This window comes from Halobellus limi (genome assembly GCF_004799685.1).
Lineage (GTDB): Archaea > Halobacteriota > Halobacteria > Halobacteriales > Haloferacaceae > Haloquadratum > Haloquadratum limi.
In genome coordinates this window covers 1,745,709-1,771,987 of record NZ_CP031311.1, presented here as the reverse complement: position 1 = coordinate 1,771,987, position 26,279 = coordinate 1,745,709, and the positions used below count along the sequence as shown (strand labels likewise).

General features: G+C 68.7%; 22 protein-coding genes and 2 pseudogenes. 20 read left to right on the top strand and 4 right to left on the bottom strand.

The annotated features are described in order from the left end of the window. Window positions 1-38: 38 nt before the first annotated feature. The 5 genes and pseudogenes from DV707_RS08705 to thiD all read left to right on the top strand — a co-directional run bounded on the left by DV707_RS08705 (window position 39) and on the right by thiD (window position 5,634). A pseudogene (locus DV707_RS08705) lies at window positions 39-1,720 on the top strand (aldehyde ferredoxin oxidoreductase family protein). A 183-nt stretch (window positions 1,721-1,903) separates the two neighbouring features. Next, window positions 1,904-2,587, top strand: a complete 684-nt coding sequence (tenA, locus tag DV707_RS08700; protein ID WP_103992171.1) for a thiaminase II — start codon at window positions 1,904-1,906, stop codon at window positions 2,585-2,587. A gap of 1 nt (window position 2,588) precedes the next feature. Then, entirely contained in the window at window positions 2,589-4,133 is a 1,545-nt protein-coding gene (locus tag DV707_RS08695) for a sodium:solute symporter family transporter (protein ID WP_103992170.1), read from the top strand. Then, a complete protein-coding gene (locus DV707_RS18450) occupies window positions 4,130-4,279 on the top strand; it encodes a hypothetical protein (protein ID WP_160113937.1) in 150 nt (49 codons plus the stop codon). Before DV707_RS08695 ends, DV707_RS18450 begins: the two co-directional genes overlap by 4 nt. Next, window positions 4,276-5,634: a bifunctional hydroxymethylpyrimidine kinase/phosphomethylpyrimidine kinase gene (thiD, locus tag DV707_RS08690; RefSeq protein WP_103992169.1), complete on the top strand. Its 1,359-nt coding sequence runs from the start codon at window positions 4,276-4,278 to the stop codon at window positions 5,632-5,634. The genes DV707_RS18450 and thiD overlap by 4 nt, the downstream gene beginning before the upstream one ends. Window positions 5,635-5,657: 23 nt before the next feature. On the opposite strand, the gene DV707_RS08685 is transcribed toward thiD, so the two are convergent. The 3 genes from DV707_RS08685 to ribH form a co-directional block, all read right to left on the bottom strand. Then, window positions 5,658-7,034: an MATE family efflux transporter gene (locus DV707_RS08685; RefSeq protein WP_235010795.1), complete on the bottom strand. Its 1,377-nt coding sequence runs from the start codon at window positions 7,032-7,034 to the stop codon at window positions 5,658-5,660. Window positions 7,035-7,143: 109 nt separating this feature from the next. Further along, window positions 7,144-8,292, bottom strand: a complete 1,149-nt coding sequence (locus tag DV707_RS08680) for a pyridoxal phosphate-dependent aminotransferase (protein WP_103992168.1) — start codon at window positions 8,290-8,292, stop codon at window positions 7,144-7,146. Then, window positions 8,289-8,693, bottom strand: coding sequence for a 6,7-dimethyl-8-ribityllumazine synthase (gene ribH, locus DV707_RS08675; RefSeq protein ID WP_103992167.1), 405 nt, complete (start codon window positions 8,691-8,693; stop codon window positions 8,289-8,291). Before ribH ends, DV707_RS08680 begins: the two co-directional genes overlap by 4 nt. A 211-nt stretch (window positions 8,694-8,904) precedes the next feature. On the opposite strand from ribH, the gene DV707_RS08670 reads away from it, so the two are divergent. From DV707_RS08670 to DV707_RS08605, 14 genes and pseudogenes are all read left to right on the top strand, one after another. Continuing rightward, window positions 8,905-10,959 carry a flippase activity-associated protein Agl23 gene (locus DV707_RS08670; protein WP_136361838.1) on the top strand — a complete coding sequence of 685 codons (2,055 nt, stop codon included), beginning with the start codon at window positions 8,905-8,907 and terminating at the stop codon, window positions 10,957-10,959. Between the two features lie 126 nt (window positions 10,960-11,085). After that, a pseudogene (locus DV707_RS08665) lies at window positions 11,086-12,245 on the top strand (5-(carboxyamino)imidazole ribonucleotide synthase). 88 nt (window positions 12,246-12,333) lie between these two features. Next, the gene (gene purE / locus DV707_RS08660; RefSeq protein WP_103992165.1) at window positions 12,334-12,984 is read left to right on the top strand and encodes a 5-(carboxyamino)imidazole ribonucleotide mutase; all 651 of its coding nucleotides are present in this window, start codon (window positions 12,334-12,336) and stop codon (window positions 12,982-12,984) included. 93 nt (window positions 12,985-13,077) lie between these two features. After that, window positions 13,078-13,491, top strand: a complete 414-nt coding sequence (locus DV707_RS08655; protein WP_103992164.1) for an NADH-quinone oxidoreductase subunit A — start codon at window positions 13,078-13,080, stop codon at window positions 13,489-13,491. Next, complete coding sequence (locus DV707_RS08650) at window positions 13,488-14,198, top strand: NADH-quinone oxidoreductase subunit B (RefSeq protein ID WP_103992163.1); 711 nt, start codon at window positions 13,488-13,490, stop codon at window positions 14,196-14,198. Before DV707_RS08655 ends, DV707_RS08650 begins: the two co-directional genes overlap by 4 nt. After that, the gene (locus tag DV707_RS08645) at window positions 14,195-15,865 is read left to right on the top strand and encodes an NADH-quinone oxidoreductase subunit D (protein WP_103992162.1); all 1,671 of its coding nucleotides are present in this window, start codon (window positions 14,195-14,197) and stop codon (window positions 15,863-15,865) included. Before DV707_RS08650 ends, DV707_RS08645 begins: the two co-directional genes overlap by 4 nt. Beyond that, a complete protein-coding gene (locus DV707_RS08640; protein WP_103992161.1) occupies window positions 15,865-16,923 on the top strand; it encodes a complex I subunit 1/NuoH family protein in 1,059 nt (352 codons plus the stop codon). Before DV707_RS08645 ends, DV707_RS08640 begins: the two co-directional genes overlap by 1 nt. Next, window positions 16,920-17,381, top strand: coding sequence for a NuoI/complex I 23 kDa subunit family protein (locus DV707_RS08635; protein WP_103992160.1), 462 nt, complete (start codon window positions 16,920-16,922; stop codon window positions 17,379-17,381). The genes DV707_RS08640 and DV707_RS08635 overlap by 4 nt, the downstream gene beginning before the upstream one ends. A 113-nt stretch (window positions 17,382-17,494) precedes the next feature. Further along, window positions 17,495-17,755: an NADH-quinone oxidoreductase subunit J gene (locus DV707_RS08630; RefSeq protein WP_103992159.1), complete on the top strand. Its 261-nt coding sequence runs from the start codon at window positions 17,495-17,497 to the stop codon at window positions 17,753-17,755. After that, complete coding sequence (locus tag DV707_RS08625) at window positions 17,752-18,108, top strand: proton-conducting membrane transporter (RefSeq protein ID WP_103992158.1); 357 nt, start codon at window positions 17,752-17,754, stop codon at window positions 18,106-18,108. Before DV707_RS08630 ends, DV707_RS08625 begins: the two co-directional genes overlap by 4 nt. Then, the gene (nuoK, locus tag DV707_RS08620) at window positions 18,108-18,410 is read left to right on the top strand and encodes an NADH-quinone oxidoreductase subunit NuoK (protein ID WP_103992157.1); all 303 of its coding nucleotides are present in this window, start codon (window positions 18,108-18,110) and stop codon (window positions 18,408-18,410) included. The genes DV707_RS08625 and nuoK overlap by 1 nt, the downstream gene beginning before the upstream one ends. A 1-nt stretch (window position 18,411) precedes the next feature. After that, on the top strand, window positions 18,412-20,430 hold the full coding sequence (gene nuoL / locus DV707_RS08615) for an NADH-quinone oxidoreductase subunit L (RefSeq protein WP_103992156.1): 2,019 nt from the start codon (window positions 18,412-18,414) through the stop codon (window positions 20,428-20,430). Continuing rightward, the gene (locus DV707_RS08610; protein ID WP_103992155.1) at window positions 20,427-21,953 is read left to right on the top strand and encodes a complex I subunit 4 family protein; all 1,527 of its coding nucleotides are present in this window, start codon (window positions 20,427-20,429) and stop codon (window positions 21,951-21,953) included. The genes nuoL and DV707_RS08610 overlap by 4 nt, the downstream gene beginning before the upstream one ends. Then, window positions 21,953-23,467, top strand: coding sequence for an NADH-quinone oxidoreductase subunit N (locus tag DV707_RS08605; protein WP_103992154.1), 1,515 nt, complete (start codon window positions 21,953-21,955; stop codon window positions 23,465-23,467). Before DV707_RS08610 ends, DV707_RS08605 begins: the two co-directional genes overlap by 1 nt. Before the next feature lie 534 nt (window positions 23,468-24,001). On the opposite strand, the gene DV707_RS08600 is transcribed toward DV707_RS08605, so the two are convergent. Next, window positions 24,002-24,400: an NUDIX hydrolase gene (locus DV707_RS08600; RefSeq protein ID WP_160113936.1), complete on the bottom strand. Its 399-nt coding sequence runs from the start codon at window positions 24,398-24,400 to the stop codon at window positions 24,002-24,004. 289 nt (window positions 24,401-24,689) lie between these two features. Here DV707_RS08600 and DV707_RS08595 point away from each other — a divergent pair, with 289 nt between their 5' ends. Beyond that, window positions 24,690-26,165 (top strand): DHH family phosphoesterase, encoded by a 1,476-nt coding sequence (locus tag DV707_RS08595; protein ID WP_103992152.1) that lies wholly within the window; start codon window positions 24,690-24,692, stop codon window positions 26,163-26,165. Window positions 26,166-26,279: the final 114 nt, after the last annotated feature.

Below are 26,279 nucleotides of genomic sequence, written 5' to 3'. Positions count from 1 at the left end.
GCCACCATTTTATTATCGAGCCCCGAGTTGAAATTCGTATGTTGCACACGCAGGGACCGCTTCGTACGATCGACGTGGGTGCACGCGAGACCGCGACCGAACCGATCGAGGAGACGCTCGCCGAGTTCGTCGGCGGTCGGGGGTGGCGACGGCGCTCGCACACGACCGGATCCCGTTCGACGCGGACCCGTTCGGCCCGGAGAACAGCCTGTTTTTCACGACCGGTCCGATGCAGGCGTCGCGGATGTCGTTCACCGGTCGGATGAACTGTACCGGCGTGTCGCCGCTGACCGACGGGCTCTTCTCGTCGAACGCCGGCGGCTTCCTCTCGCGGAACTTCGTCGGGGCGGGCCAGGCCGCGGTGGAGGTGACCGGCGAGAGCGACGAACTCCTGGCGGTCCACGTCCGCGAGGACGGCGTCGAGTTCGAGGAGGTGCCGGAACTGGCGGGGGCGGAGGTCCCCGAGACCGTCGCCTACGCCGCCGACGAACACGGGCTCGAACCGGAGCACACGGCCTGCATCGGCCCCGCCGGGGAGAACCGGGTTCGGTTCGCGTCGATTATGACCAGCGAGTCGCGGGCGTTCGGCCGCGGCGGCCTCGGCGCGGTGCTAGGGGCGAAGAACGTCAAGCTCCTCACCTTCGCGGGCGACGCCGACCCGGGCGTCGAGATCCCCTCGGTCCAGATGGAGGTCCACCGGGAGGCCGCGACCGACGACCACATCATGAAGCGACAGGGGACGACGTCGGTGACGGACCTCGCCAACGAGACCGACGCGCTGCCCTCGTATTACTTCGCCGAGCAGTCCTTCGAGGGCGCGGAGGGGATCAACGGCGACCGCGTCGAGGAGAAGAAGTACAAGAAGGGGACCTGCTCGCAGTGTGCGTTCGCCTGCAAACTCCCGACCCGCGACGAGGCCACCGGCGTCGAGACGGAGGGTCCGGAGTTCGAGACGGTGATGTCCTTCGGCAGCAACTGCGGCGTCGACGACATCGTCGACGTGATGCGGTCGAACGAGCTGTGTGACCGCCTCGGGTTGGACGTGATCTCCTGCGGCGACACCGTCGCCGGCTACCTCGCCAGCGAGGACGCCTTCGGCGACGCGGAACTCGTCCGCGAGACCGTCGAGAAGATCGCCGCGCGCGAGGGCGTCGGCGACACGCTCGCGGAGGGGATCGACCGCGCCCACGAGGAACTGGGGATCGAGAACTGGACCGTCAAGGGCTTGGAGTTCCCCGCTCACGACGGCCGCGCGCTGAACGGGCAGGGACTCTCGTTCGCGACGGCCAACCGCGGTGCGGACCACATGTACGCGACCTTCTACGCCTACGAGTACCCGCTCGTCCCGCGCCAGGACGCGTTCGATCCCGACGGCCTCGACGCGGCGAAGGCCGAGAAGCTCGTCGAACTGGAGAACGCGCGGGCGCTCGAGGACTGCGGGGTCGTCTGCCGGTTCTCGCGTGACTTCATGACGCCGGACCGCTTCGAGGCGCTGTTCGACGCGGACTACGAGGACCTCCTCGACGTCGGGTCGCGGGTCGTCGAACTGGAGCGACACTTCAACAACCAGCGCGGCTTCGACCGCGCGGACGACCGGCTCCCCTACGACATCGAGGGCTTCGAGACGGCGCTGGACGACTACTACGAGGCCCGCGGGTGGACCGAAGAGGGCGTCGTCCCCGACGTGGAGCCGGGCGCGCCTTCCGCGGCCGCGGACTGACGGCGTCGAGCCGCCGGGGAGCCGATAAGACCCGAGTCGGAATGCTGCGGCTGGCGTCGGCGAGCCCCCGGGACCCGACGACCTCCGGAACCGAACTCATCGGACCGGGAGGCCGTGTACTTCGATATTACTTGGTTGTATTCGTCAGTTATATATTCGCGGCGGCTGAGGCTCCGGACGGATATGGGCTTCAGCGACCACCTCCTCGAAACCGGGGAGAGTCTCTGGGACGCACAGAAGCGACACCCGTTCGTCCGCGAGCTGGCCGACGGCAGCCTCGACGAGGCGGCGTTCCGAACCTGGCTCGAACAGGACTACCTGTACCTGCTCGACTACGCGCGGACGTTCGCGATCCTCGGGACGAAGGCGACCGACGAGGGGACGATGGCGCACTGTTTCGAGGTGGCGAACGCCATCGTCGACGAGGAGATGGACCTCCACCGGTCCTTCGCCGCCGAGCACGGCCTCACCGCCGCGGACCTCACGGACGTTCGGAAGACGCCGACGTGCGAGGCGTACACCGACTTCCTGCTCCGGACGGCGCGAGGGAGTCCCCTTCCGGTGGGCGCGGCGGCCATCTTCCCCTGTGGACGGGGGTACCTCGACGTTGCCGAGCATATGGCCGACCGCGCCGACGGCGAGCACCGATACACGCCCTTCATCGAGAAGTACACGAGCGAGGCGTTCCGCGAGTCCGTCGCCTGGATGCGCGGGTTGGTCGACCGCTGCGCCGAGGAGCATCCGTCGCTCCGCGAGGAGATGGAGGCCGCCTTCCGCCGGAGCGCCGAACTCGAACACGCCTTCTGGGAGATGGCCTACACCGAGGAGCGGTGGCCGCACGAGCGAGCGGGTCCGGAGGTGGTCTAGAGTGGTCGAAGCCGGGCTCGCACTGGGCGCGACGGTGCTGACGCTCGCGGGCGTAACCGTCGCGGGGCTGCTCTACTCGCGGGGGCGGATGCTCTCGGTCGAGGACTACGTCAGCGCCCGGGGGTCGACCGGCACCGGCGGCACGGCGGCCACGCTCGTCGCCTCCGGGATGGGCGCGTGGATCCTGTTCAGCCCCGCCGAGGCCGGCGCGGCCTTCGGCGGCGTGGCGGCGGTCCTCGGCTACGCGATCGGCAGCGCGGTCCCGCTCCTGCTCTTCGTCTCCGTCGGCGTGCGAATCCGCGAGTCCATTCCCCGGGGGCACTCGCTGACGGAATACGTCTACGCGCGCTACGGCGCGTGGATGTACGCCTACGCCGTCGCTATCGCGTCGTTCTACATGTTCATCTTCCTGGCGGCGGAGATGACGGCCGCCTCGGGCGCTCTCGCGTACGTCGCCGGAGTGCCGACTTGGGTCACGGCCGGCGCCATCGGCGCGTTCGTACTCGCGTACACCGGCTACGGGGGACTGGTCGCAAGCATCTTCACCGACACGGTCCAGACGCTCGTCGTCCTGCCGCTGCTCGCGGTCGGCTTCGGGGCGGTCGTCCTGGGACTCGGCGGTCCGGGCGAGATACACGCCGCGGTGTTCGCGACGAACCCCGACCTCCTCGATCCGACGTTCCTGCCGGGGGTCGCCTTCGGGGCGTTCGTGACGATCGGCATCACGGGCGCGAACGTGTTCAACCAGGGCCAGTGGCAGCGCGTCTTCGCCGCCGAGAGCGACGCCGCCGTCCGCCGCGGGTTCGCGGCCGCAGCGATCGCCGGCGTCCCGATGATCCTGCTCGCGGGGCTGTTCGGGGTCGCCGCCGCGGGTTTGGGGCTGCTCGCGGAGGGCAACGCGAGCGTCGCCTTCTTCCTCGTCGTCGCGGAGGCGCTCCCCGAGTGGGCGACGCTGGCCGTCGTCGTGCTGGTCGTCCTGCTCGTGACGAGTTCGGCCGACACGATGTTCAACGCGCTGGCGAGCCTCGTCACCGTCGACCTGTCCCGCGTGCTCGACGACCCCGACGAACGAACCCTCCAGGCGGTCGCTCGCGGGCTCACCGCGGTCGTCGCCGCCGGTGCGATCACCGTCGGCGCACAGGGATACAGCGTCCTCGAGCTGTTCCTGCTGGCGGACCTGCTCGGGGCCGCGACGTTCGTTCCGTTCCTGCACGGGCTCTACTCCGAACGAGCCACCCAGTGGGGCGCCCTGGTCGCGAGCGTCCTGGGACTCGCCGTCGGACTCGCCTACTTCCCGACCTTCCACGGCGCTCTGACCGGTCTCCCCGTGGTCGGCCCGATCCTCCCCGGCGCTTCGTTCGTCCACGCCTTCGCTGGCGCGGCGGCCGTCTCGGCCGTCCTCTCGGTAGTCGCGGGGCGGGCGACCGACAGCCGGTTCGACGGCGGTTCGCTCGCGTCGGAGGTCCACTCGCTCGACGATCGGTCGGCTCGGAGTCCCGAGGACGGGAACGCCGTCGTGGACGGCGGAACGGGGGTGGACCGATGACTCTCGGTGCGGGCGCCTTCGCGGTGCTCGTCTGGGGAAGCCTCGCGTCGGTCGTCGTCACCTTCGGCTGTCTGCTGTGGGTCGTGCTTCGGGAAGACGTGACCGAGAGGCGGGCGAGAAGCGCCGGCCGGAGGGCCGAGCGATGACCGACCGCGACGTCGCGCTCACGGTCGCCGGGTCGGACAGCGGCGGCGGCGCCGGCGTGCAGGCGGACCTGAAGACGATGGAGGCGCTGGGCGTCTTCGGCACCAGCGCGGTCACGAGCGTCACCGCGCAGCACACCCGCGGCGTCGAGGCCGTCGAAGACGTCTCGACGGACGTGATCGAGGCACAGATCAGCGCCGTCGCCGAGGACTTCGACGTCGGTGCGGCGAAGACGGGGATGCTCAGTTCCGCGGCGATCATCGAGACCGTCGCGGACTGCCTCGCCGGCTACGACTTCCCGCTCGTGGTCGACCCGGTGATGGTCGCCCAGAGCGGGGACCGACTGCTCGCTCCCGAGGCGGAGGCGACCCTGCGGACGGAACTGCTCCCCCGGGCGACGCTCGTCACGCCGAACCTCCCCGAAGCGGCGGTCCTCGCCGGCGTCGACGTCGGCGGCGAGCGCGAGATGCGCGCGGCCGCCGAGACCATCGCCGACGACGGCCCCGACGCCGTCCTCGTGACCGGCGGCCACCTCGCCGAGGACCAACTCGTCGACGTCCTTTATTCCGGAGGCGAGACGCGGACGTTCCGGAAGCGCCGCGTCGACACCGCGAACACCCACGGAAGCGGTTGTACACTCTCCTCGGCCGTCGCCGCGGGGCTCGCCGGCGGCGAGGACCTCCACGCCGCCGTCGGGCGCGCGGAGGCGCTCGTCGACCGGGCGGTCCGGTACGGCCTCGACGTCGGCGGGGGGGCCGGATCCGTCCACCACCTGGCGGGGGTCCGCAACGACGCCGCCCGGCACGACGCGGTAGAGTCAGTGAGGGGCGTGGTTCGCGCGCTCTGTGACCGCGACGTCTCCGCGCTCGTCCCCGAGGTCGGGCTGAACGTCGCCGTCGCGACGCCGTACGCGGTTTCGACGGAGGAGGTGGCCGCCGTCGAGGGGCGACTCCACCGGACCGTCGACGGCGTCGCCGCGACGGGCGACGTCCGGCCAGGCGCGTCGAGCCACGTCGCTCGGCTCCTGCTCGCCGCTCGCGATCGCGATCCGACCCTCGGCGCCGCGGCCAACGTCCGCCTCGACGACACCGTCGCCGCCGCGGTCGAGGAGCGGTTCGACGCCGTCGAGGTCGACAGGACCACCGAACCCGACGCGGACCCGACCGAGGCGCGGGCGGGCGGGACGATGGCCTGGACCGTCGAGCGCGCGATGCGCGGCCGCGAATCGGTGCCCGACGCGATATACGACCGCGGCGCGGTGGGGAAGGAAGCGATGTGCCGGCTGTTCGCGGGTTCGCCGGCCGAACTCCGGGAACGCCTCTCGGAACTGGACGACGCCGTCGGCGACGGCGAGTGAACCGCGGGACCACGGCGGCCGCCTCACCCGTCCGCCGAGTCCCGCTCGGCGATCATCCGCGCGGCCAGGTCCGTCCAGTCGTCGCTGCGGATCGCGACCCCGACGATCGCCGCTCGCGAGACGTACGAGAGCACGATGCCGAGGTACACGCCGGAGAGCCCGAAGTCGAGGACCACCGCGAACAGGTACGACGCGCCCAGGAGGAACACGTACGAGCCGACGACCCCGGCGTAAAACGGCGTCCGCGTGTCGCCGGCGCCCTTCAGCGCGCCCGAGAGGGGGAAGTAGATCCCGATGAAGGCCATCGCGACGGCGAACGCGCGGTTGAAGTCGGTCGCGAACCCGACGGTCGCGGCGTCCCGGGTGAAGAGCGTCGCCAGCGGTTCCGCGGCGATGAACAGCAGGACGCCCATCGCCCCGAGAGCGGCGAGGCTGAACCCCGAGATCGCGCGGGCGGTGTAACGCGCCTCGTCGGGGCGCGCGGCCCCCAACGCCTGTCCGACGAGGATGCTGGAGACGGTGCGAAACGCTCTGAACAGCGGGGCGGTGAACTGCTGGTAGATCCGCTTTCCGATGTGGTAGGCGGCGTTCGCCTCGGTCCCGAAGAGCAGCACGAGCGAGTTGAACGGGAAGTTCGCGACCTCGGTGCTCAGCCCGCCGGCGATGTCGGGGACGCTCACTTCGAGCAACTGGCGAGTGAGGAGCAGTCCGCGCGGCCGGGCCAGCGACAGCGACGTGCGCGCGCTGAGGAGCACGCCGACGACGAGGAGGGCCTCGACGGTCCGGCCGACCGCCGTGGCGACGCCGACGCCGACGATCCCCAGGCGCGGCGCCCCCGCGAGTCCCAGCCCCAACGTGATCGAGAGGAGGATGTTCAGCCCCGTCGCCCCGCCGTTGATCACCATCGGGGTGCGGGTGTCGCCGCTCCCCTGCAGCGCCCGCGCGCCGACGAAGCCGACGATCCGCATCGGCGCGGCGGCGAACACGATCGTCAGGTAGCGGCCGCCCTCCCGCGCGACGGGGGCGTCGGCACCGAGCAGCGCGATCAGCGCCTCGCTGAACAGCAGGCCGACGGCGACGAGCGGGAGTCCACAGAGAGCCCCGATGAGCAGCGCCTGAGAGACAGCGCGGTCCCGGGTCGCCGTCGACTCCCGGCCCGTCTCCTGGCTCGACAGGGAGATCGCCCCGCTTCCGAGGCCCATCCCGATCCGGAGCGGGATGCGCGAGTAGAGGTCCGCGAGTCCGATCGCCGCGACCGCGACCGGTGAGAAGAAGCCGGTGACGAGGATGTCGACCGTCCGCATCAGCGTGTTGAGCGTCTGCTGGACGGCGACCGGCCACCCGAGGTCGAGGGCCTCTCTCCCGACCGAACGCGCCCTGTCGTCGAGGCGGGGAAGCAACGCTCGACGGTGCGCGTGCACGGATAAAATAGGTTGTGTCCGGCGGGCTGAGCGGCGGGAAGAAACGCGGATCGGTCGGGGGAAGTCGTCCAGAAGGCAGCGATGCCGACTAGATGTAGCCGTGCTCGGCGAGCCGATCGACCGCCTCGCGGAGTCGCTCCTCGCTGGCGGCGTAGGAGATCCGCGCGTAGCCGGGCGAGCCGAACGCCGAGCCCGGAACGGTCGCGACGTGGGCGTCCTCGATCGCGCCGGCGCACCACTCCTGATCGTCATCGGCGACGGGCAACATCATATAGAACGCGCCGTCGCCGACCGGGACGTCGACGCCGTGGTCGGCGAAGAGATCCGCGAGCATATCGCGGCGGTCGCGGAACGCGTCGCGCATCTCAGTCACCGCCTCGTCGGTGTTCTCGATCGCTTCGAGGCCGGCGTGCTGGACGAAGTTCACGGCGCACGACACCGAGTGGGAGTGCAGCTTCGCGGCCTGGGAGATCAGCGACTCGGGCGCGTGGAGGTAGCCGAGCCGCCAGCCCGTCATCGAGTACGCCTTCGAGAAGCCGTTGATCGTGACCGTTCTCTCGCTCATCCCGTCGAGCGTCGCGAGGCTCGTCGGGTCGACCCCGTAGGTGATCTGCTGGTAGATCTCGTCGGAGATGACGGTGACGTCGTGCTCGACGGCCAGGTCGCGGACGCCTTCGAGTGCCTCGTCGGAGTAGACCGCGCCCGTCGGGTTCGACGGCGAGTTGACGACGAGGAGTTCGGTGTCGTCCGAGACTGCTTCCGAAAGGTCCTCCAGCGCGGGTTCGAGCTGGAAGTCGTACGGCGCGAGGTCGACGCGGTTCAGCGAGCCGCCCGAGAGCTTCGCCATCGCCTCGTAGGAGACCCACGCGGGGTCGAGCAGGACGACCTCGTCCCCGTCGTCGATGAGCGTCTGGAACGTCTCATAGAGCGCCTGCTTGCCGCCGGGCGTGACGATGACCTCCTCGCTCGCGGCGTCGATGCCGTCGCCGCGGAGCTTCGCGGCGATCGCCTCCCGAAGCGCCGGAATCCCGTTCGAGGACGTGTAACCGGTGTGTCCGGCGTCCATCGCGTCCTGGCCGGCCGCGACGATGTTCTCCGGCGTCGGGAAGTCGGGTTCGCCGACCGAGAGGTCGACGACGTCGACGCCCTCCGCCTCCAGTTCGCTCGCCTTGTTGCTGATTGCCAGCGTCGCGCTCGGTTCCACCCGTTCGACGCGGGCTGCGAAGTCGAAACTCATGCCAACGTCTCCACCATATCGACCGCGGCGTTTACCGCTTCCGCACCTTTGTCGATCCGCTCTCGCGCCTCGGCCCCGCTCTGCCCGGGGCCGGAGACCCCGAACGTCACCGGCACGTCGCGGTCGAGGCTCACCTCCGTGAGCGACTTCGCCGTCGCGTCGGCGATGACGCGGTCGTGGTCCGTGTCGCCGGTGACGATGGCGCCGACGACGGCCACGGCGTCGACGTCCTCGCGCCGCGCCAGGCGGTCGGCCGCCAGCGGCGAGTCGTACGCGCCGGGGACCGACAGTTCCGCTGCGATCTCGACGTCCCGTTCGGCGGCGGCCTCCCGAGCGGCCGACGCCATTCCCTCGGTGACCGACGCGTTGAACTCGGCCACCACTAATCCGAGCGTTACCATACCGATGCGGTCCGCCGGCGGCGTCAAAGAGGTATCGGCACGCCGCCGGCAGGCCGCGGGGCGCGGGGCGCGATAGGCGGTCGGTCTCCCGACGCGAGCACAACGTGTCTGATATCCGAACGGACGTGGCGAGCGGTCCGCGACGGACTGCGGCCGGCGCGCGCGTCGGCAAACACAAGAGTTGTAACCGCCTGGTGGACACACACCAGCAATGAGCCCTGACGAGGGCCCGCGCGAGACGGACGGGGCCCCCGACCCCGACGGTGCGTCAGACCCTCCCTCCGATTCGCCGGTCGACGGCGCGAGCGACGGTGTACGCCGGGAAGGACGGGACGACCGGGCCGCCCGGAGCGACGCCGTCGAGACGCCTTCGGACGTCGGCGCCGCCGGGAGCCCCGCGGGCGACGATACCCCCGAGAAGTTCGCGGCCGCCGATACCCCGAAGAAATCCGCGGTCGCCGATACCCCCGAAACGATCGCAGACGGAATTACCGCCGAACGGCTCCGGGAGCGCCGCGTCCTCCTCGGCGTCGTCGGCTTCACCGTGGTCGCACTCTGCCTCCGCCTCGTCGCGCTCGGCGGGCGGATCTTCCACTGGGACGAGGGCCGCGTCGGCTACTGGATCCTCCGGTACCACGAGACGGGCGTGCACACGTACCGACCGATCGTCCACGGCCCCTTCCTCCCGATCGTCAACGACTGGCTGTTCGCCCTGATTCCCGTCTCCGACTTCGCGGCGCGGTTCCCGGTCGCGCTCGTCGGCGGGCTGTTCCCGCTCGTCGCGTGGCTCTTCCGCGAGCGGCTGCGCGACACCGAACTCGTCGCGCTCGCGGCGGTGCTCGCGCTGAACCCGCTCGTCGTCTACTACTCGCGGTTCATGCGCAACGACGTCCTCGTGGCCGCGTTCTCGGTCGTCGCCCTCGGGTTCGTCGTCCGCGGGCTCGACACCGGTCGGCTCCGCTACGCGTTCCCCGCGACCGTCTCGCTGGCGCTGGCGTTCACGACGAAGGCGAACGCGCTTCTCTACGTGCTCTGCTTCCTGGGGGCGGGCGCGCTGCTCGCGGACCACCGACTGCTCGGGGCGCGGGCCCGCGGCGAGTCGGCCCGCGCGGTCTTCGCGGCGTGGGGGGCGTCGGCCCGGGAGCGGCTCCTGGGCCACGGGTCGTCGGCGCAGGCTTCACTCGCTCGCGTACTCGGGACCGCACTCGGGAGCGTCGCGCTCTTTCTCGTCATCACCGTGTTCTTCTACGCGCCGCGACCGGACCTCTGGGGAGCCCTCGCGAACCCCGCACAGCTCCCGGGCGTCGTCGACGCCGGAACCGTCGGCGCGGCCGAGAAGCTGTTCGACACCTGGGGCGGCGGGGGGCATCAGGACCACCCGTACCTGCCCTACCTCGGCGATCTCGCGGAGACGCTGATCTACGGCGCGCCGGCGGTCCTCGCCTTCGGCCTCGTCGGCGTCGTCGTCGACCGGTACGGGTTCACCGGCGAGGGACCGCGCGAGACCGTCACGTTCGCGACCTACTGGGCGGTCGCGTCGCTGTTCGGCTACCCGATCGCGACCGACATCCAGGCCCCCTGGGCCGCGGTCCACGTCGTCGTGCCGCTGGCCGTCCCGGCCGCGGTCGGCGTCGGGTTCGTGATCGACTCCGCGCGCGAGGCGCTCGCCGCCCGCGACGCCGTGAGCGTCGGCCTCGCGGCGCTCGTCGTGCTCGCGGCCCTGAGCGGCGCGCTGGCCGCGAACGCCGCGTACTTCAACTCCACCGAGGAGGCCGACAGACAGGTGCTGCAGTGGGCCCAGCCCGAGAACTCCCTGAAGCCGACGGTCGAAGTCGTCGGCGAGGTCTCGGCCGCCGACGACGACGGCGCGGACGTCCTCTTCGTCGGCAGTCGGCCGCCGGGAGGCGACGGCGAGGTGTTCTACGTCAGAAACGAGTCGTCGCTGTCGACCGCGCCGCCGGGCGGCCCCGCGTGGCACGACCGACTGCCGCTCCCCTGGTATCTGGAACGCTACGACGCGAACGTGACCAGTTCGGCACCCGACGCCGACCTGAGCGAGACGCTCGCGGACCCGCCGCCGGTCGTGATCGCGAAGGACTACGATCGCAACGCGGTCTCCCGGCAGTTGTCGGGCTACACCGCCTTCGAGCACCGGTTCCGCCTCTGGGACGACAGGGTCGTGGTCTTCGTCGAGAACGAGCAGTTGGAACGCGTCGCGCCGGAGCGGGTTTCGGAGACGTCCTCGGAAGGCGAACCGTCGTCGTGAAGAATCGACGGTGCCGATAGCGGTCGATGCGTGGAGACCGTCGTGCGCCCACGGAATAGACACGTCCGTGCACACTTTCCGTTCCGTTCGGCAAACTTTATTCAGTATCCTCCAGTACCGTCGCCCGTGACCGTCACCGTACCCGGACCCACGCTCGGCGTCGTCGGCGGCGGCCAACTCGGCCGGATGCTCGCCGAGGCGGCCGCCCCCTCGGCGTCGAGGTGATCGTCCTCGACCCGACGCCCGACTGTCCCGCCTCGCCGGTGGCCCGCGATCAGATCGTCGGCGACTTCGACGACCCCGAGGCCTTCCGCGAACTCGCCTCGAAGGTCGACGCGCTCACGTTCGAGATCGAACTCGCCGACGCCGAACTGCTCGACGACGTCGCCGCGGAGTTCGACCTCTCGGTGAATCCGGACCCCGAGACGCTCTCGATGATCGAGGACAAACTCGTCCAGAAGCGCGCGCTGGCGGACGCGGGCGTGCCGGTCCCGCCGTTCCGTCGGGTCGACGACGCCGACGACCTCCGCGACGCCCTGGAGGAGTTCGGCGCCGTGATGCTGAAGGCCCGAACCGGCGGCTACGACGGCCGCGGCAACGTTCCCGTGACTGATCCCGACGACGCCGAGGACGCGATGGCGGCCGTCGGCGGCCCCGCGATGGCCGAGACGTTCGTCGACTTCGCGCGCGAACTCTCCGTGATCGCCGTGCAGGGCGAGGGCGAGGTCCGCACGTTCCCCGCGGGCGAGAACGTCCACGAGGAGGAGATCCTCCGGGAGACGATCCTGCCCGCGCGGACGACCGACGAGGTGCAGGCCCGCGCCGACGAGGTCGCCCGCGACGTCCTGGAGACGCTGTCGGGACGCGGCGTGTTCGGGATCGAACTGTTCGAGACCTCTGATGGGTCCATCTCGGTCAACGAGATCGCCCCGCGCCCGCACAACTCCGGGCACTGGACGATCGAGGGCGCGCGCGCCTCCCAGTTCGAACAGCACGTCCGCGCCGTTCTCGGGTGGCCGCTGGGGTCGACCCGCCTGCGCTGTCCGACCGTGACGGCGAACGTCCTCGGCACCGTCGAGGAGCCGCGATCGGCGCGGCTCGGGAACGTCGAGGCCGCCCTCTCCGACCCGGACGCCTCCCTGCACTGGTACGGCAAGGACGAGGTCCGCCCGCTCCGGAAGATGGGCCACCTCACGGTGACCGGAAACGGCGCGGGGGACGACCACGTTCCGGACGACCTCCTCGCGCACGCGAGAGACGTTCGGGACGCGCTGACCTTCGAGTGACGGACGGGACGCGCCGACGCGAGTGACGGACGGGATTCGCCGACCTCTCGTGACGGCCCCGCGACCGACTATCCAGACCACACCCACGATGACAGACTACACGCCCGACGACGACGCCGACGTGACCGTACAGGACCTGATCGACCGACTGCACGCCGAGGCCGACGCCGACGTCGACCCCGAGTCGACGCCCGACGTCGGGATCATCATGGGATCGGACTCGGACCTGGAGACGATGTCCGGCGCGCACGACGCGCTCGACGAACTCGGCTTCGAAGAGCAGACCGACTTCCGCGACGCGCCCGACGCGCGCTTCACCTACGAGACGTACGTCGTCTCCGCGCACCGGACGCCCGAGCTGATGTACGCCTACGGCGAGACCGCCGAGGCCCGCGGCCTCGACGTCGTGATCGCGGGCGCGGGCGGGAAGTCCGCCGACCTCCCGAACATGACCGCCTCCATCGCGTACCCGCTCCCGGTCGTGGGCGTGCCGGTTCAGGAGAAGTCCGTCGACTCGGTGATCGGGATGCCGACCGGCGCGCCGATCGTCGCCGTCGACGCCGGCAAGTCGTTCAACGCCGCGCTCTCGGCCGCACAGATACTCTCCCGCGAGCACGAGGAACTGCGCGAGCGACTGGTCGAGTACCACGAGGGGCTCGTCGGCGGGGTCGCACGCGACTCCCGCGACCTCCACGACCTCGGGGTCGAGGCGTACGTCGAGAGCCGACGCGACGACTGACGGCGGCCTCGGCCGTCGCGGGGGCAGCCGCGGTATAAATCAACGCTTATGGGGGGGCGCTTCTAACCCATCGAACGTCAGGGAGACTACGGAATGAGTGAATGGATCGCAATCGGGGCCCTCGGGCTCGTCGCCGTCGGAATCCCACTGGGGATGATGGCGGTCTCGGCGATACTACGCCCGTCGGTACCCGAACAAGGCAAACGCGCCACCTACGAGAGCGGTGAGGTACCGACCGGCACGGCGCGCGTCCAGTTCAACATACAGTACTATATGGTCGCGCTGCTGTTCGTCGTGTTCGACGTCGAAACCGTTCTCATCTTCCCGTGGGCCGTCATCTACCGGTCCGCACTGGACCAGGGCGTCGCCCTCTCGACGGTGTTGCTGCCGATGCTCGCATTCGTCGGCATCCTCGTCGTCGGACTGGTCTGGGCGTGGCGCAACGGCGCAGTCAAGTGGGTCAAAAGCCCGCTGGCGAACCGCCGGAAGACGGAGAGAAACGCATGAGCAGCGAACGAGACACACCATTCGTCACGGACGACACGCAGGTACAGACCGACACCCGGGACGCCCGGATGACGGGCGGCGGCGCGGACAACCGGTTCAACTCGAAACTCCGGGAGGCGTTCGGCTCCTCGCCGTTCATCCTCACCAAGTTCGACCAGTTTATGAACTGGGTCCGCGGCTCCTCCATGTTCATGCTGCAGTTCGGGATCGCCTGCTGCAGCATCGAGATGATGCACACCTACTCGGTGAAACACGACCTCGACCGGTTCGCGGCCGGGGTCCCCCGCGCGTCGCCGCGGCAGGCGGACGTGATCATCGTTCCGGGAACGATCGTCTCGAAGTTCGCCCCGCGGATGAAGCGCGTCTACGACCAGATGCCCGAGCCGAAGTTCGTCGTCGGGATGGGCTCCTGTACGATCTCCGGGGGTCCGTTCCAGGAGGGCTACAACGTCATCAAGGGCGCAGAGGAGGTCATCCCCGTGGACATCCACGTCCCCGGCTGTCCCCCGCGTCCCGAGGCGCTCATCTACGGCGTCGCGAAGCTGCAACAGCGCATCGCCGAGGGCGAGTCGAGCCCGGTGACGGTCAAACCCTACGAGCTCGAACAGTTCGACGACCTCGAACAGGACGAGATCGTCGAGAAGCTCGCCGACCAGATCGACGAGGACGACCTGGTCATGCGGTACAACTGGGCTGATTCGCCATGAGCCTCGAAGAACCGACCCCAGAGGACGGCGCAGTCGAGGTCCTCCCGACGGAGGGCGACGAGATCGCCGAACTGCTCGGCGACCTCGTCGTCGACCGCGAGGAGCACGTCAACGCGCCCGGGTTCGTCATCCGGCCCGACAGCGTCCAAGAGACGCTGCGTCGCCTCCGCGACGAGGCCGGGTTCGACCACCTCTCGTGTGTCACCGCCGAGGAGCGCGAGGACCGCTACGAGTCGATCTACCACCTCACGAGCTTCGACGACCGACAGCGCGAGGTCAGCGTCGTCGTCCCGACGACGAAGGACGACCCCGTCAGCGAGTCGGCCGAACCGGTGTTCCGGACGGCCGACTGGCACGAGCGGGAGGCCTACGACCTGATCGGCATCGAGTACGACGACCACCCCGATCTGCGTCGGATCCTCCTGCCCGACACGTGGCAGGGACACCCGCTCTCGCAGAACTACGACCAGGACCGCCCGCAGATCGTCACGCTCAAAGAGTGGGAGAACCCCCTCGCCGACGACCACCGCGAGGAGGAGGGCGACACGATGTACGTCAACATCGGGCCGCACCACCCCGCAACGCACGGCGTCCTCCACGTCAAGACGGTGCTCGACGGCGAGCAGGTCGCGGACGTCGACCCCGACATCGGCTACCTCCACCGCTGCGAGGAGCAGATGTGTCAGACGAAGACGTACCGCCACCAGATCATGCCGTACCCCGATCGCTGGGACTACGCCTCCTCCGGGCTCCTGAACGAGTGGGCGTACGCCCGCGCCGCGGAGGACCTCAACGACATCGAGGTCCCGGAGTACGCGCAGATCATCCGGACGATGGGCGCGGAGTTCTGCCGCATCGCCTCGCACATGCTCGCGGTCGGGACGTTCGCGCTGGACGTCTACGGCGACTTCACCGCGATCTTCATGTACGCGATGCGGGACCGCGAGAAGGTCCAGAGCGTCCTCGAAGAACTCACCGGCCAGCGGATGATGTTCAACTACTTCCGCCTGGGCGGCGTCGTCTGGGACCTCCCCGAGCCGCGCGAGGACTTCTTCGAGATGATCAGAGACTACCTCGACGAGCTTCCGCAGGCCGTCGAGGAGTACCACGACCTCATCACCTCCAACGAGATCCTGCAGTCGCGGACGATCGACACGGGCGTGCTCCCGCCGGAGGTCGCGAAGTCCTACGGCGCGACGGGCCCCGTCGCTCGCGGCTCCGGCATCGACTACGACCTCCGTCGGGACGACCCCTACGGCTACTACGACGAACTCGAGTGGGACGTCATCACGGAGGACGGCTGCGACAACTTCAGCCGACTGCTCGTCCGCCTCCGCGAGGTCGAAGAGTCCGCGAAGATCATCGAGCAGTGCGTCGACCTGCTCGAAGACTGGCCCGAGGACGAGCGGAACATCCAGGCGAACGTGCCGCGGACGCTCCGCCCCGACGACGACACGGAGATCTACCGCGCCGTCGAGGCCGCCAAGGGCGAACTCGGCATCTACATCCGCGCGGACGGCACCGAGAAGCCCGGCCGCTTTAAGATCCGCAGTCCGTGCTTCTCGAACCTCCAGACGCTGCCGGAGATGTCCACCGGCGAGTACATCCCGGACATGGTCGCCTCGCTGGGTAGCTTAGACATCGTGCTCGGAGAGGTGGACCGATAATGGTGCCGCTGCAGTCGCAGGTGCTCTTACCCGAGCGGATCGCCGGCCTCCTGGGGCTTTCGGGGACGGTCGGGCAGATCGTCGGCGGTCTGCTCGGCGCGTTCCTGATCGCCAACCTACTGCTCGTCCAGACGGCCGTCGCCGGCCCGTGGGCCAAGCGAAAGATCACCGCCGCGTTCACCGACCGCATCGCGGTGAACCGGGTCGGCCCGTTCGGCCTGGTCGTCATCGTCGCCGACGCCGTCCGACTGCTCTCGAAGGAGCTCGTGATTCCGGAGGGCGTCGACCGACCGGCGTACGACCTGGGGCCGCTTCTGGTTCCCTTCTCGGCGCTGCTCGGCTTCGCCGTCATCCCGATGGGCAACGGCATCCACCTCGCCGACCCCGAGACGGGCGCGGTGTTCGCCTTCGCGGCCTCCTCGATCGCCTCGCTCGGCATCGTGATGATGGGCTACGCGTCGAACAACAAGTACTCGCTGCTCGGCGGCCTCCGGGCGATCGCCTCCAACATCGCCTACGAGATCCCGCTGATCGTCACCGCGGCGTCGGTGATCATCTTCACCGGCACGCTGCAGATGAGCGAGATCGTCGCCCAGCAGACCGACCCGCTGCTCTCTATCGCGGGCGTCACGATCCCGCAGTGGTTCGCGTTCGTCAACCCGTTCGCGTTCGTGCTGTTCGTGATCGCGAACCTCGCGGAGGTCGGCCGCAACCCCTTCGACGTGCCGGAGGCGCCGACCGAGATCGTCGCCGGGTTCCAGACTGAGTACTCCTCGGTGTACTTCGTGCTCATCTACCTCGGCGAGTTCATCCACATCTTCCTCGGCGGCGCGCTGGCGGCGACGCTGTTCCTCGGCGGCCCGGCCGGACCGGTCCTGCCGGGATTCGTCTGGTTCACGATCAAGATCTGGGCGTTCTACCTGTTCACCCAGTGGGCGCGATCCGCGATCCCCCGCCTCCGCATCGACCAGTTCCTCGACGTCGGCTGGAAGGGGATGCTCGTGCTCTCCTTCGCGAACCTGGTGCTCACGGCCGTAATCGTGGGAGTGATAGCATGATCGGCGTACTCAAATCGATGGCGACGACGATGAAACACGCACTGGACGGGGAGACGTTCACGGTCGAATACCCCGACGTCGCACCCGAAGTGAGCCCGCGCTTCCGCGGAGTCCACAAGTTCAGCCAGGAGCGCTGCATCTGGTGTCGACAGTGCGAGAACGTCTGTCCGAACGACACGATCCAGATCGTCCAGGACGACCAGCGCAACGGCGAGCAGTACAACCTCCACATCGGGCAGTGCATCTACTGTCGGCTCTGCGAGGAGGTCTGTCCCGTCGACGCCATCCTGCTCACGCAGAACTTCGAGTTCACCGCCGACACGAAGGACGACTTCGTGTACAACAAAGAGCAACTGAAGAACGTTCCGTGGTACAAGGACATCGACCCGCTCAACTCCAGAGAGCCCGACCGCGACGCGTGGATCGGCGAGGGAGAGGGCGAGGTGGACTACCAGTGAGGTGATCTCTCACAGCGCGGAACAGACAGCCGATCAAAGTCCGCTCGGCCCGGGCGCGTCCGGCCGGCGACTTCTCGAAATCTTCAAAGGGATACCTCAAGGAGACACACACAATGGTTTATGAAACCATCGCGTTCGCGCTGTTCGCCCTCGTGACCGTGGGCTGCAGCCTGGGCGTCGTCCTCGTGCGGGACGTCTGGCACTCCGCACTCCTGCTGGGGGGCGCGCTCTTGAGCGTCGCGGTGCACTACGTGATGTTGCAGGCGGAGTTTCTCGCCGCAATGCAGATCCTCGTCTACGTCGGCGGGGTTCTCATCCTCATCACGTTCGCCGTGATGCTGACGCGCACACAACCGGAGGTGAGTAGCACATGACCACGAAACCGGAACTGAACCTGGGTTCGCACCTGGTTCCCGGTCTCGCCGCCGCGGCCCTATTCGTCGTAATGGCCGCGACGATCCTCGCGGCGTCGTTCCCCGAACCGCAGGGGTTCGCCGAGGGCGCGAACATCACGGCCAGTATCGGCTACGCGATGTTCAACCTCGATCTCGGCGACGTCGCCGGGGAGAGCTTCCTCGTCGCCTTCCTCCTGATCGCGGTGACGCTGGACGTCGCCCTCGACGGGGCCGTCCACCTCGCGACGCGGGAGGGCGACGGCGACGGGCGGACGCTCCTGGCCGACGGCGGTCGGGAACTCAAACGCACGCTGTTCGGGGGTGAGGAGTGATGGTCCCGCCGGAGTACTACCTGCTTCTCTCCGCCGCCGTCTTCTGTATCGGCCTGTTCGGCATCCTGACGCGGCGCAACGCGCTGCTGTTCCTGATGTCGGTCGAACTGCTCTTGAACGCCGCGAACGTCAACCTCGTCGCGTTCTCCTTCGTCTGGGGGAACGTCACGGGGCAGACGTTCGGGCTGTTCGTGATGGCGCTCGCCGCCGCCGAGGTCGCGATCGGGATCGGGATCATCCTGGTGCTGTACCGCAACTTCGACGGCGTCGACGTCACCGAGGCGACGACGATGAGGTGGTAAGATGGCAGGAATACTCGACTTCGCACCCGCGATCGTGTTGTTGCCGTTCGTCTCGTTCCTCGTCGCGCTCGCGGTCGGCGACCGCCTCCCGAAGGGCGGCGCGTACGCCGGCATCGCCGCGACGGCGGGATCGCTCGTCCTCTCGATCGCGACGGTCCTGACCGTCGCCGGGGGACAGACGTACGACGCGACCGTCTACACCTGGGCGGAGGGGCTCGACGCGGTCGATCTGACGTTCGGCGTCCTGATCGACCCGCTGTCGGCGATGATGCTTCTCATCGTCACGCTGATCGCCTTCCTCGTCCACGTCTTCAGTCTCGGCTACATGAACGACGAGGGTGAGACCGGCCTTCCGCGCTACTACGCCGGTCTCGGGCTGTTCACGGCGTCGATGCTCGGCTTCGTCGTCGCGGACAACCTGCTCATGGCGTTTATGTTCTTCGAGCTGGTCGGGCTCTGCTCGTACCTGCTCATCGGCTTCCACTTCCGGGAGCCGGGCCCGCCGAGCGCCGCGAAGAAGGCGTTCCTCGTCACGCGCTTCGGGGACTACTTCTTCCTCGTCGGCGTCGTCGCCGTCTTCGCGACGTTCGGCACGGCGTCGTTCGTCGGCTCCGAGTCGTTCCCCGCGCTCGCCGAAGCCGCGCTCCGCGGTGAGGCCTCGGTCACCACGTTCGGCTTCGCGCCGGAGACGTGGTTCACGATCGTCGGCCTGCTCGTGCTGGGCGGCGTGATCGGCAAGTCCGCGCAGTTCCCGCTGCACACGTGGCTGCCGGACGCGATGGAGGGCCCGACGCCGGTCTCGGCGCTCATCCACGCGGCGACGATGGTCGCCGCCGGGGTCTACCTCGTCGCGCGGATGTACGGCTTCTACGCCGTCTCGCCGACCGCGCTCGCGATCATCGCCTTCGTCGGCGGCTTCACGGCGCTGTTCGCCGCGTCGATGGGGCTCGTCAAGCGCGAACTCAAGCAGGTGCTCGCGTACTCGACGATCTCGCAGTACGGGTACATGATGCTCGCGCTGGGCGGCGGCGGCTACGTGGCCGCGACCTTCCACCTGATGACGCACGCGTTCTTCAAGGCGCTGCTGTTCCTCGGGGCCGGGTCGGTCATCATCGCGATGCACCACAACGAGAACATGTGGGACATGGGCGGCCTGAAGGACAAGATGCCCGTGACCTACTACACGTTCCTCTCGGGATCGCTCGCGCTCGCGGGCATCTTCCCGTTCGCCGGCTTCTGGTCGAAGGACGAGGTGCTCTATGAGACGCTCTTGCACGGCCTCGACGGGAACCCGATCCTGCTCGCCGCCTACGCGATGGGGCTCGTCGCCGTCTTCTTCACCGGCTTCTACACCTTCCGGATGGTCTTCTTGACGTTCCACGGAAAGCCCCGGACGCAGACGGCAGAGGACCCACACGGCGTGCGCTGGAACGTGAAGTTCCCGCTCGCCGTGCTCGGCGTGCTGGCCGCGGTCGCCGGGTTCGTGAACATGGTTCCCGTCGCCGAGCTGACGGGACTCCACATCGAGTTCCTCCACACGTGGCTCGAACACGGATACGCCGGCCTGACGACCGAGCACTACAGCACGCTGCTGCACGACTTCGCCGGCTACGGCGCGGCGGGGCTCCACCTGAGCCCGCTGCTTCCCGGTGCGGTCTCGCTGGGGCTCGCGCTCGCGGGGTCGGGCCTCGCGTACCTGCTGTACAACGTCCCCGAACCGGTCCGCCACACCGACCGGCTCGGCGGCATCAAGAAAGTGCTGTACAACAACTACTACCAGGACGAGTACCAGGTCTGGCTGGCCAACGGGGTGACCCGACCGGTCGCCCGCGCGGCCAACAAGTTCGACGGCGGCGTCGTCGACGGCGTCGTCAACGGCGTCTCCGGCGTCAGCCTGTTCGCCGGCGGCCGCGTCCGGCGGATCCAGACCGGCGTCGTGAGTAACTACGCGGCGCTCCTGACGCTCGGCCTGACCGCGTTGCTTCTCGCCTTCGGAGTTCTCGGAGGGTGGTTCGTATGATAATCGAAGCGCTCATCGCAGTCACGTTCCTCGCCGCGCTGGTCGTGTTCGTCGCCCCCGACGAGTACGCCGGCCGACTCGCGGCGGCACTCAGCGCGCTCCCGATCCTCGGGAGCCTCTGGATGTGGGCACAGTACGACGCGAGCGGGAACGCCCTGCTGGGCGGCTCGATCGCGTTCGAGACGGACGCCGTCTGGCTGACGCTGGGCGGCCTCGACCTCCACTGGTTCGTCGGCGTCGACGGCATCAGTCTGCCGCTCGTCGTCCTCACGACGATCCTCTCCACGCTGGCGATCGTCAGCGCGTGGACGCCGATCACGGAGCGGGAGTCGCAGTTCTACGGACTGATGCTCTTTATGGAGGCGAACCTCATCGGCGTCTTCACCGCGCTCGACTTCTTCGCGTGGTTCGTCTTCTGGGAGGCCGTCCTCGTCCCGATGTACTTCCTCATCGGCGTCTGGGGCGGTCCGAACCGCCGCTACGCCGCGATCAAGTTCTTCGTGTACACCAACGTCGCGTCGCTCGTGATGTTCATCGGCTTCATCGCCTTGGTGTTCGGCCTCGGCGACTCGGTGTCGTCGATGCGCCTGCCCGAGATCGCCCAGGCGCTCCGCGCCGGTGAACTCGGCGCGTTCGCCGGCCTCGACGCCGCGACGCTGAAGACGGTCGCCTTCGTGGCGACGTTCCTCGGCTTCGCGGTGAAGGTGCCGGTCGCGCCGCTGCACACGTGGCTTCCGGACGCTCACGTCGAAGCGCCGACGCCGGTGTCGGTGATGCTGGCGGGCGTCCTCCTGAAGATGGGGACGTACGCGCTCCTGCGGTTCAACTTCACGATGATGCCGGACGTCGCGACGGCGCTCGTCGTCCCGATCGCGGGCATCGCCGTCATCAGCGTCATCTACGGCGCGATGCTGGCGCTGGCCCAGCAGGACCTCAAGCGCATCGTCGCGTACTCCTCGGTGTCCTCTATGGGCTACGTCATCCTCGGACTCGTCGCGTACACCACCTACGGAGTCGGCGGCGCGACGTTCCAGATGATCGCCCACGGCCTCATCTCGGGGCTGATGTTCATGGCGGTCGGCGTCATCTACAACACGACGCACACCCGGATGGTCGGCGATATGTCCGGGATCGCAGACCGGATGCCCCTCACCGCGGGCATCTTCGTCGCCGGCGCGTTCGGCTACATGGGCCTGCCGCTGATGGCCGGCTTCGCGGGCGAGTTCTTCATCTTCAAGGGCTCCTTCGAGTCGACCGTCCACGCGGGGATGCCGCTGTTCACGGCGGCGGCGATGTTCGGCATCGTCATCGTCGCGGGCTACCTGCTCTTCGCGATGCAGCGGACGCTGTTCGGCCCCTTCAGCTTCGACGGCGAGTACGAGATCACGAACGCGCCGTTCCACGACGTCGCGCCGCTCGCGGTGCTGCTGCTGCTCACGATCGTGCTCGGCGTCGCTCCCGACCTCTTCTTCGGGATGATCCAGGAGGCCGTTAACCCGATCCTCACGGGAGGTGGACTGTGATGTTCGATACGATCGCACTGCAGACCGAACCCGCCGCCGCGTGGACCGCACTCGCCCCGGCGCTGCTGCTCGGGCTGACCGGCCTGGTGCTTCTCGGCATCGACACCATCTCCCCGAAGGAGACGAGCAACACGCTCCTGGCCGGCGTGTCCGCCGGCGGTTCGCTCCTCGCGTTCGCCGTCGCGGCGTGGTTCCTCGTCGCCGGCACCGGACAGGAGCGGACCGGCGGCCCGATATCGCTGTACGGCGACACGCTGGTCGTCGACGGGATGAGCCTCTTCTTCACGCTCATCTTCACCGTCGTCACCGCGATGGTGACCGTCGCCGCCTACGACTACCTGCGCGAGCAGTCCCACCGCGCGGAGTTCTACTCGCTCGTGCTCTTCGCCGCGACGGGGATGACGATGATGTCGATGGCGAACTCGCTGGCGACGGTCTTCATCAGCCTCGAACTCGCGTCGCTGCCCTCCTACGCGCTCGTCGCGTTCCTCAAGAAGAACCGCGGTAGCGTCGAGGCGGGCCTGAAGTACTTCCTCGTCGGCTCGGTCTCCTCGGGCGTGATGGTCTTCGGGATCAGCCTCGTCTACGCCGTCACGGGATCGCTCGTGCTCGGTGACGTGGCCGCCGCCATCGGCGACACCGAGATGGCCGGCGTCCTCGGGATGGGCGTGCTGATGATCGTCGGCGGCGTCGCCTACAAGACCGCCTCCGTGCCGTTCCACTTCTGGGCGCCGGAGGCCTACGAGGGGGCGCCCGCGCCGATCTCGGCGTTCCTCTCGTCGGCGTCGAAGGCCGCCGGCTTCGCCGTCGCCTTCCGCGTCTTCGTCGAGGCGTTCCCGCTCGGCGCGATCCCGGCGGGCGTCGACTGGGTCTTGGCGTTCCAGGTGCTCGCCGTCGTCACGATGACGCTCGGCAACTTCGCCGCCGCGACCCAGGAGAACGTCAAGCGGATGCTGGCGTACTCCTCGATCGGTCACGCGGGCTACGCGCTCATCGGCCTCGCGGCGCTGACCGCCGGCGGACCGAACGGCGACGTCCTCGGCGCGTCGATGGCGCACCTGCTCGTCTACGGCTTCATGAACACCGGCGCGTTCCTGTTCATCGCCCTGGTCGAACACTGGGGCGTCGGCCGGACGTTCGAGGACTACAACGGCCTCGCCTCGACCGCACCGATCGCCGCGGTGGCGATGACGGTGTTCATGTTCAGCCTCGCTGGGCTGCCGCCGTTCGGCGGCTTCCTCTCGAAGTACGCCCTGTTCTTCTCGGCCATCGAGGCCGGGTTCTGGTGGCTCGCCGCCGTCGGCGCGATCAACAGCGCGCTGTCGCTGTTCTACTACAGCCGCGTCGTCAAGGCGATGTGGATCGAGTCGCCCGCACAGGACTTCGAGATCACGAGCCGACCGGTCGGCCTCTACGCCGCGGTGCTGTTCGCCGGCCTCGGTACGCTGCTGCTGCTGCCGGCGTTCGGCCCGGTCATCGAGACCGCCCAGGCCGTCGCCGCCGCCTTGTTCTAACCACCCACCTTTTTGTCGCGGTGGGTTTCCTCGCTCGCTCCGGGAGAACTCCGTTCTCCCGTGCTCCCGTTCGCCTTCGGCTCACGGGAACTCCGCTCGCTGCGGGAACCCACCGCGCAAAACCTGTCTTGCTGAGCGAAGCGAAGCAAGGCTCGTGAGACGCGCAGCGTCTCACGGCGGAGGAAAAATTCCGCTCGGCTCGCGTTCGTCGCCGGCGCTACGCGCCGGCTTCCAGCGGGACCTTCGGTCCCGCCCGGCTCGCCTCGCGGTACAAATCGGTGAGACAGCAACCCGCTCGTGTACTCTGAAACGTCCAGTACAGCTGGATCAAAAGGGCCCGACTCCGCCGCCTCCGGAAGAGCAGAGCTCTTCCGTGCTCCCGTTCGCTCCCGTCAGTCGCTCACGGGAACTCCGGCGGCTCCGTCGGTGAGACACCCGCTCGTCGACGGTGTGCTGCGCCGCCATCGAAACCTCCCTGTTCCGATCGGCTCGCGACGCTGGACTGTTGGACCCGCGTACTAACCAGCGGGGAGCCTACAGGGGCCCCGAGTCGCGAATAACGTCCTGGATCGGAGGGAGCGTTGTTTCGGGGGGATTCTCCGGGTCCACCCACTCGTAACCGACGACGTCCTCCGATGCGTTGGGGTCGGGAGACGTCAGTAGTGTTCCCGAGACGATCGTGTAGTGGGTCACGGTGTCGGGTTTCGTACGGTGACGATACAGACAACTGTCCACGTCCTCAGAGAGGCGCGCAGCGCAGCGGAGCTCTTCTCTGAGTTCGCGGTGAAGTCCGTCTCGCAACGATTCCGTCGGTTTGACTCCGCCACCGGGTAACGTCCAGAACGTCGAGCCATCGGCCCGCCGCTCCTCGATCAGCAGGACCCTCGACCGGGAGGCAAACAGCGCCTTCGCCCCGGTTCGGACCGTGTCCATCACGCGGGGGGAGACTGCGCTATCGATGTCCTGCTCGATCGCAGACGTTCGTTGCGGGTCTGGTCGAAGCCGATGATCCGCCATAGGAGTCTCTTCGTTCGGGCGTTCCGAGTATAGTTACCCGCCCGCTTATCAGCAAGTAACCGGTTATACGGCGTATACCCGTTCTGGCGGTCCGGCCGGGAAGGCCCCACGTCGAACGAACTGTCCGTGTTTCTCACGGCGGGGTTTCGTCCGCCCAAACCTCGGGAGGGGCAGGGTTTTTGCGCAGGCGACCAGACGGCAGAGTATGCAACGGCGGCTGGTCCTCGGGTGCGGGTCGGACGCGCGCGAGGCCGTAGAGCGCCTCGCCGAGTGGCCGGGCGAGTTGACAGTCGTCGCGGAGAGTGGCTGCGAGGGCCTCCAGACCGGGGTCAGCGGCGTCACGGTCGAACGTGGAGCGCCTGAGGACCCGGGCGCGTACCCGCCGGACGCCGAATTGGTGTTCGTCGCGAGCGACGACGCCGAGACGAACGCCGACGCCGCCGCCCGGGCGCGCGCGCAGTATCCCGACGCGCAGGTGATCGTCTACCTCGGCGTCGGCGCGGCCGAGGAAACGCGGGCCACGGTCGAACGCGTCGCCGACCGCGTCGTCGACGCCGAACGCGTACTCGGGGATCGGATCCGCGATCTGACGCTCGGGCTCGGTGCGAACCGCCTGCAACGACTGTTCGCCGCGCTTCGCCGCATCGACGGTCGGTTGGCCGTGGTGATGCACGACAACCCGGACCCCGACGCCATCGCGAGCGCGCTCGCGCTCTCGCGGATCGCCGCCGCCGTGGGCGTCTCGGCGGACTCCTGTTACTTCGGAGACATCTCCCACCAGGAGAACCGGGCGCTGGTGAATCTGCTGGATCTCGATCTGATCGAACTCGACGACGAGGCGGACCTCGACGCGTACGACGGCGTCGCGCTCGTCGACCACTCTCGCCCCGGCGTCAACGACGGGCTTCCGGAGGATACCCAGATCGACATCGTGGTCGACCACCACCCGCCCCGCGCCCCCGTCGAGGCGCACTTCGTCGACCTCAGACGCGACATCGGCGCGACCAGCACGCTCCTGGCGGAGTACCTCCGCCGGGCGGGCATCGATCCCGAGGAGTCGCTGGCGACGGCGCTGCTCTTCGGGATCCGAATCGACACGAACGACTTCGCGCGGGAGGTGTCGACGACGGACTTCGAGGCCGCGGCGTGGCTGCTCACGCACGCCGACCTCTCCGCGCTGGATCGAGTCGAATCGCCGAGTATGACCTCCGCCGTCCTGGAGACGCTGGCGCGGGCGATCCGGGACCGCGACGTCCGCGGCGACGCGCTCGCGTCGAACGTCGGCCCCATCTCCGACCGCGACGCGCTCGCTCAGGCCGCCGACCGGTTGCTGAATATGGAGGGGATCCGCATCGCGGTCGTCTACGGGTTCAAAGACGGGACGGTCTACGTCTCCGGGCGGGCGCGCGGGACCGACGTGGACCTCGGCGAGTCCCTCCGAGACGCGCTCGGCGCGATCGGCAGCGCGGGTGGCCACGCCGATATGGCCGGCGCGCAGGTCCCCCTCGGCATCCTGGGAGACACCGGAGAAGAATCCACGGAGGAGCTGTCCGCGATCGTTACGGAGGTGATCGCCGGGCGGATCTTCGAGACGCTCGAAGACGCGACGACGCTTCTCGACGTCGGCCCGGAAGGCGCCGAGTGGGTGTTCGAGTCGCCCTTCGACTCCTTCGAGGAGTGATCATCGGTCACGGTGGGCCGTCCGATCGCCGGTGGCGACGCGGTCGGCGAGAGGGGCGCACGTGCTCGACGACGAGAGGCGCACGTTTTTGCGGCCCGCCCGCGTACCCACGAC

What these genes read in the sequence shown, in the direction of transcription:
- DV707_RS08600 (WP_160113936.1), bottom strand. Translation starts at nt 24,400, where the DNA reads ATGGACACGGTCCGAACCGGGGCGAAGGCGCTGTTTGCCTCCCGGTCG.
- DV707_RS08655 (WP_103992164.1), top strand. Translation starts at nt 13,078, where the DNA reads ATGAGTGAATGGATCGCAATCGGGGCCCTCGGGCTCGTCGCCGTCGGA.
- tenA (WP_103992171.1), top strand. Translation starts at nt 1,904, where the DNA reads ATGGGCTTCAGCGACCACCTCCTCGAAACCGGGGAGAGTCTCTGGGAC.
- DV707_RS08670 (WP_136361838.1), top strand. Translation starts at nt 8,905, where the DNA reads ATGAGCCCTGACGAGGGCCCGCGCGAGACGGACGGGGCCCCCGACCCC.
- DV707_RS08605 (WP_103992154.1), top strand. Translation starts at nt 21,953, where the DNA reads ATGTTCGATACGATCGCACTGCAGACCGAACCCGCCGCCGCGTGGACC.
- DV707_RS08625 (WP_103992158.1), top strand. Translation starts at nt 17,752, where the DNA reads ATGACCACGAAACCGGAACTGAACCTGGGTTCGCACCTGGTTCCCGGT.
- DV707_RS08680 (WP_103992168.1), bottom strand. Translation starts at nt 8,292, where the DNA reads ATGAGTTTCGACTTCGCAGCCCGCGTCGAACGGGTGGAACCGAGCGCG.
- purE (WP_103992165.1), top strand. Translation starts at nt 12,334, where the DNA reads ATGACAGACTACACGCCCGACGACGACGCCGACGTGACCGTACAGGAC.
- DV707_RS08640 (WP_103992161.1), top strand. Translation starts at nt 15,865, where the DNA reads ATGGTGCCGCTGCAGTCGCAGGTGCTCTTACCCGAGCGGATCGCCGGC.
- ribH (WP_103992167.1), bottom strand. Translation starts at nt 8,693, where the DNA reads ATGGTAACGCTCGGATTAGTGGTGGCCGAGTTCAACGCGTCGGTCACC.
- nuoL (WP_103992156.1), top strand. Translation starts at nt 18,412, where the DNA reads ATGGCAGGAATACTCGACTTCGCACCCGCGATCGTGTTGTTGCCGTTC.
- thiD (WP_103992169.1), top strand. Translation starts at nt 4,276, where the DNA reads ATGACCGACCGCGACGTCGCGCTCACGGTCGCCGGGTCGGACAGCGGC.
- DV707_RS08595 (WP_103992152.1), top strand. Translation starts at nt 24,690, where the DNA reads ATGCAACGGCGGCTGGTCCTCGGGTGCGGGTCGGACGCGCGCGAGGCC.
- nuoK (WP_103992157.1), top strand. Translation starts at nt 18,108, where the DNA reads ATGGTCCCGCCGGAGTACTACCTGCTTCTCTCCGCCGCCGTCTTCTGT.
- DV707_RS18450 (WP_160113937.1), top strand. Translation starts at nt 4,130, where the DNA reads ATGACTCTCGGTGCGGGCGCCTTCGCGGTGCTCGTCTGGGGAAGCCTC.
- DV707_RS08630 (WP_103992159.1), top strand. Translation starts at nt 17,495, where the DNA reads ATGGTTTATGAAACCATCGCGTTCGCGCTGTTCGCCCTCGTGACCGTG.
- DV707_RS08610 (WP_103992155.1), top strand. Translation starts at nt 20,427, where the DNA reads ATGATAATCGAAGCGCTCATCGCAGTCACGTTCCTCGCCGCGCTGGTC.
- DV707_RS08645 (WP_103992162.1), top strand. Translation starts at nt 14,195, where the DNA reads ATGAGCCTCGAAGAACCGACCCCAGAGGACGGCGCAGTCGAGGTCCTC.
- DV707_RS08650 (WP_103992163.1), top strand. Translation starts at nt 13,488, where the DNA reads ATGAGCAGCGAACGAGACACACCATTCGTCACGGACGACACGCAGGTA.
- DV707_RS08635 (WP_103992160.1), top strand. Translation starts at nt 16,920, where the DNA reads ATGATCGGCGTACTCAAATCGATGGCGACGACGATGAAACACGCACTG.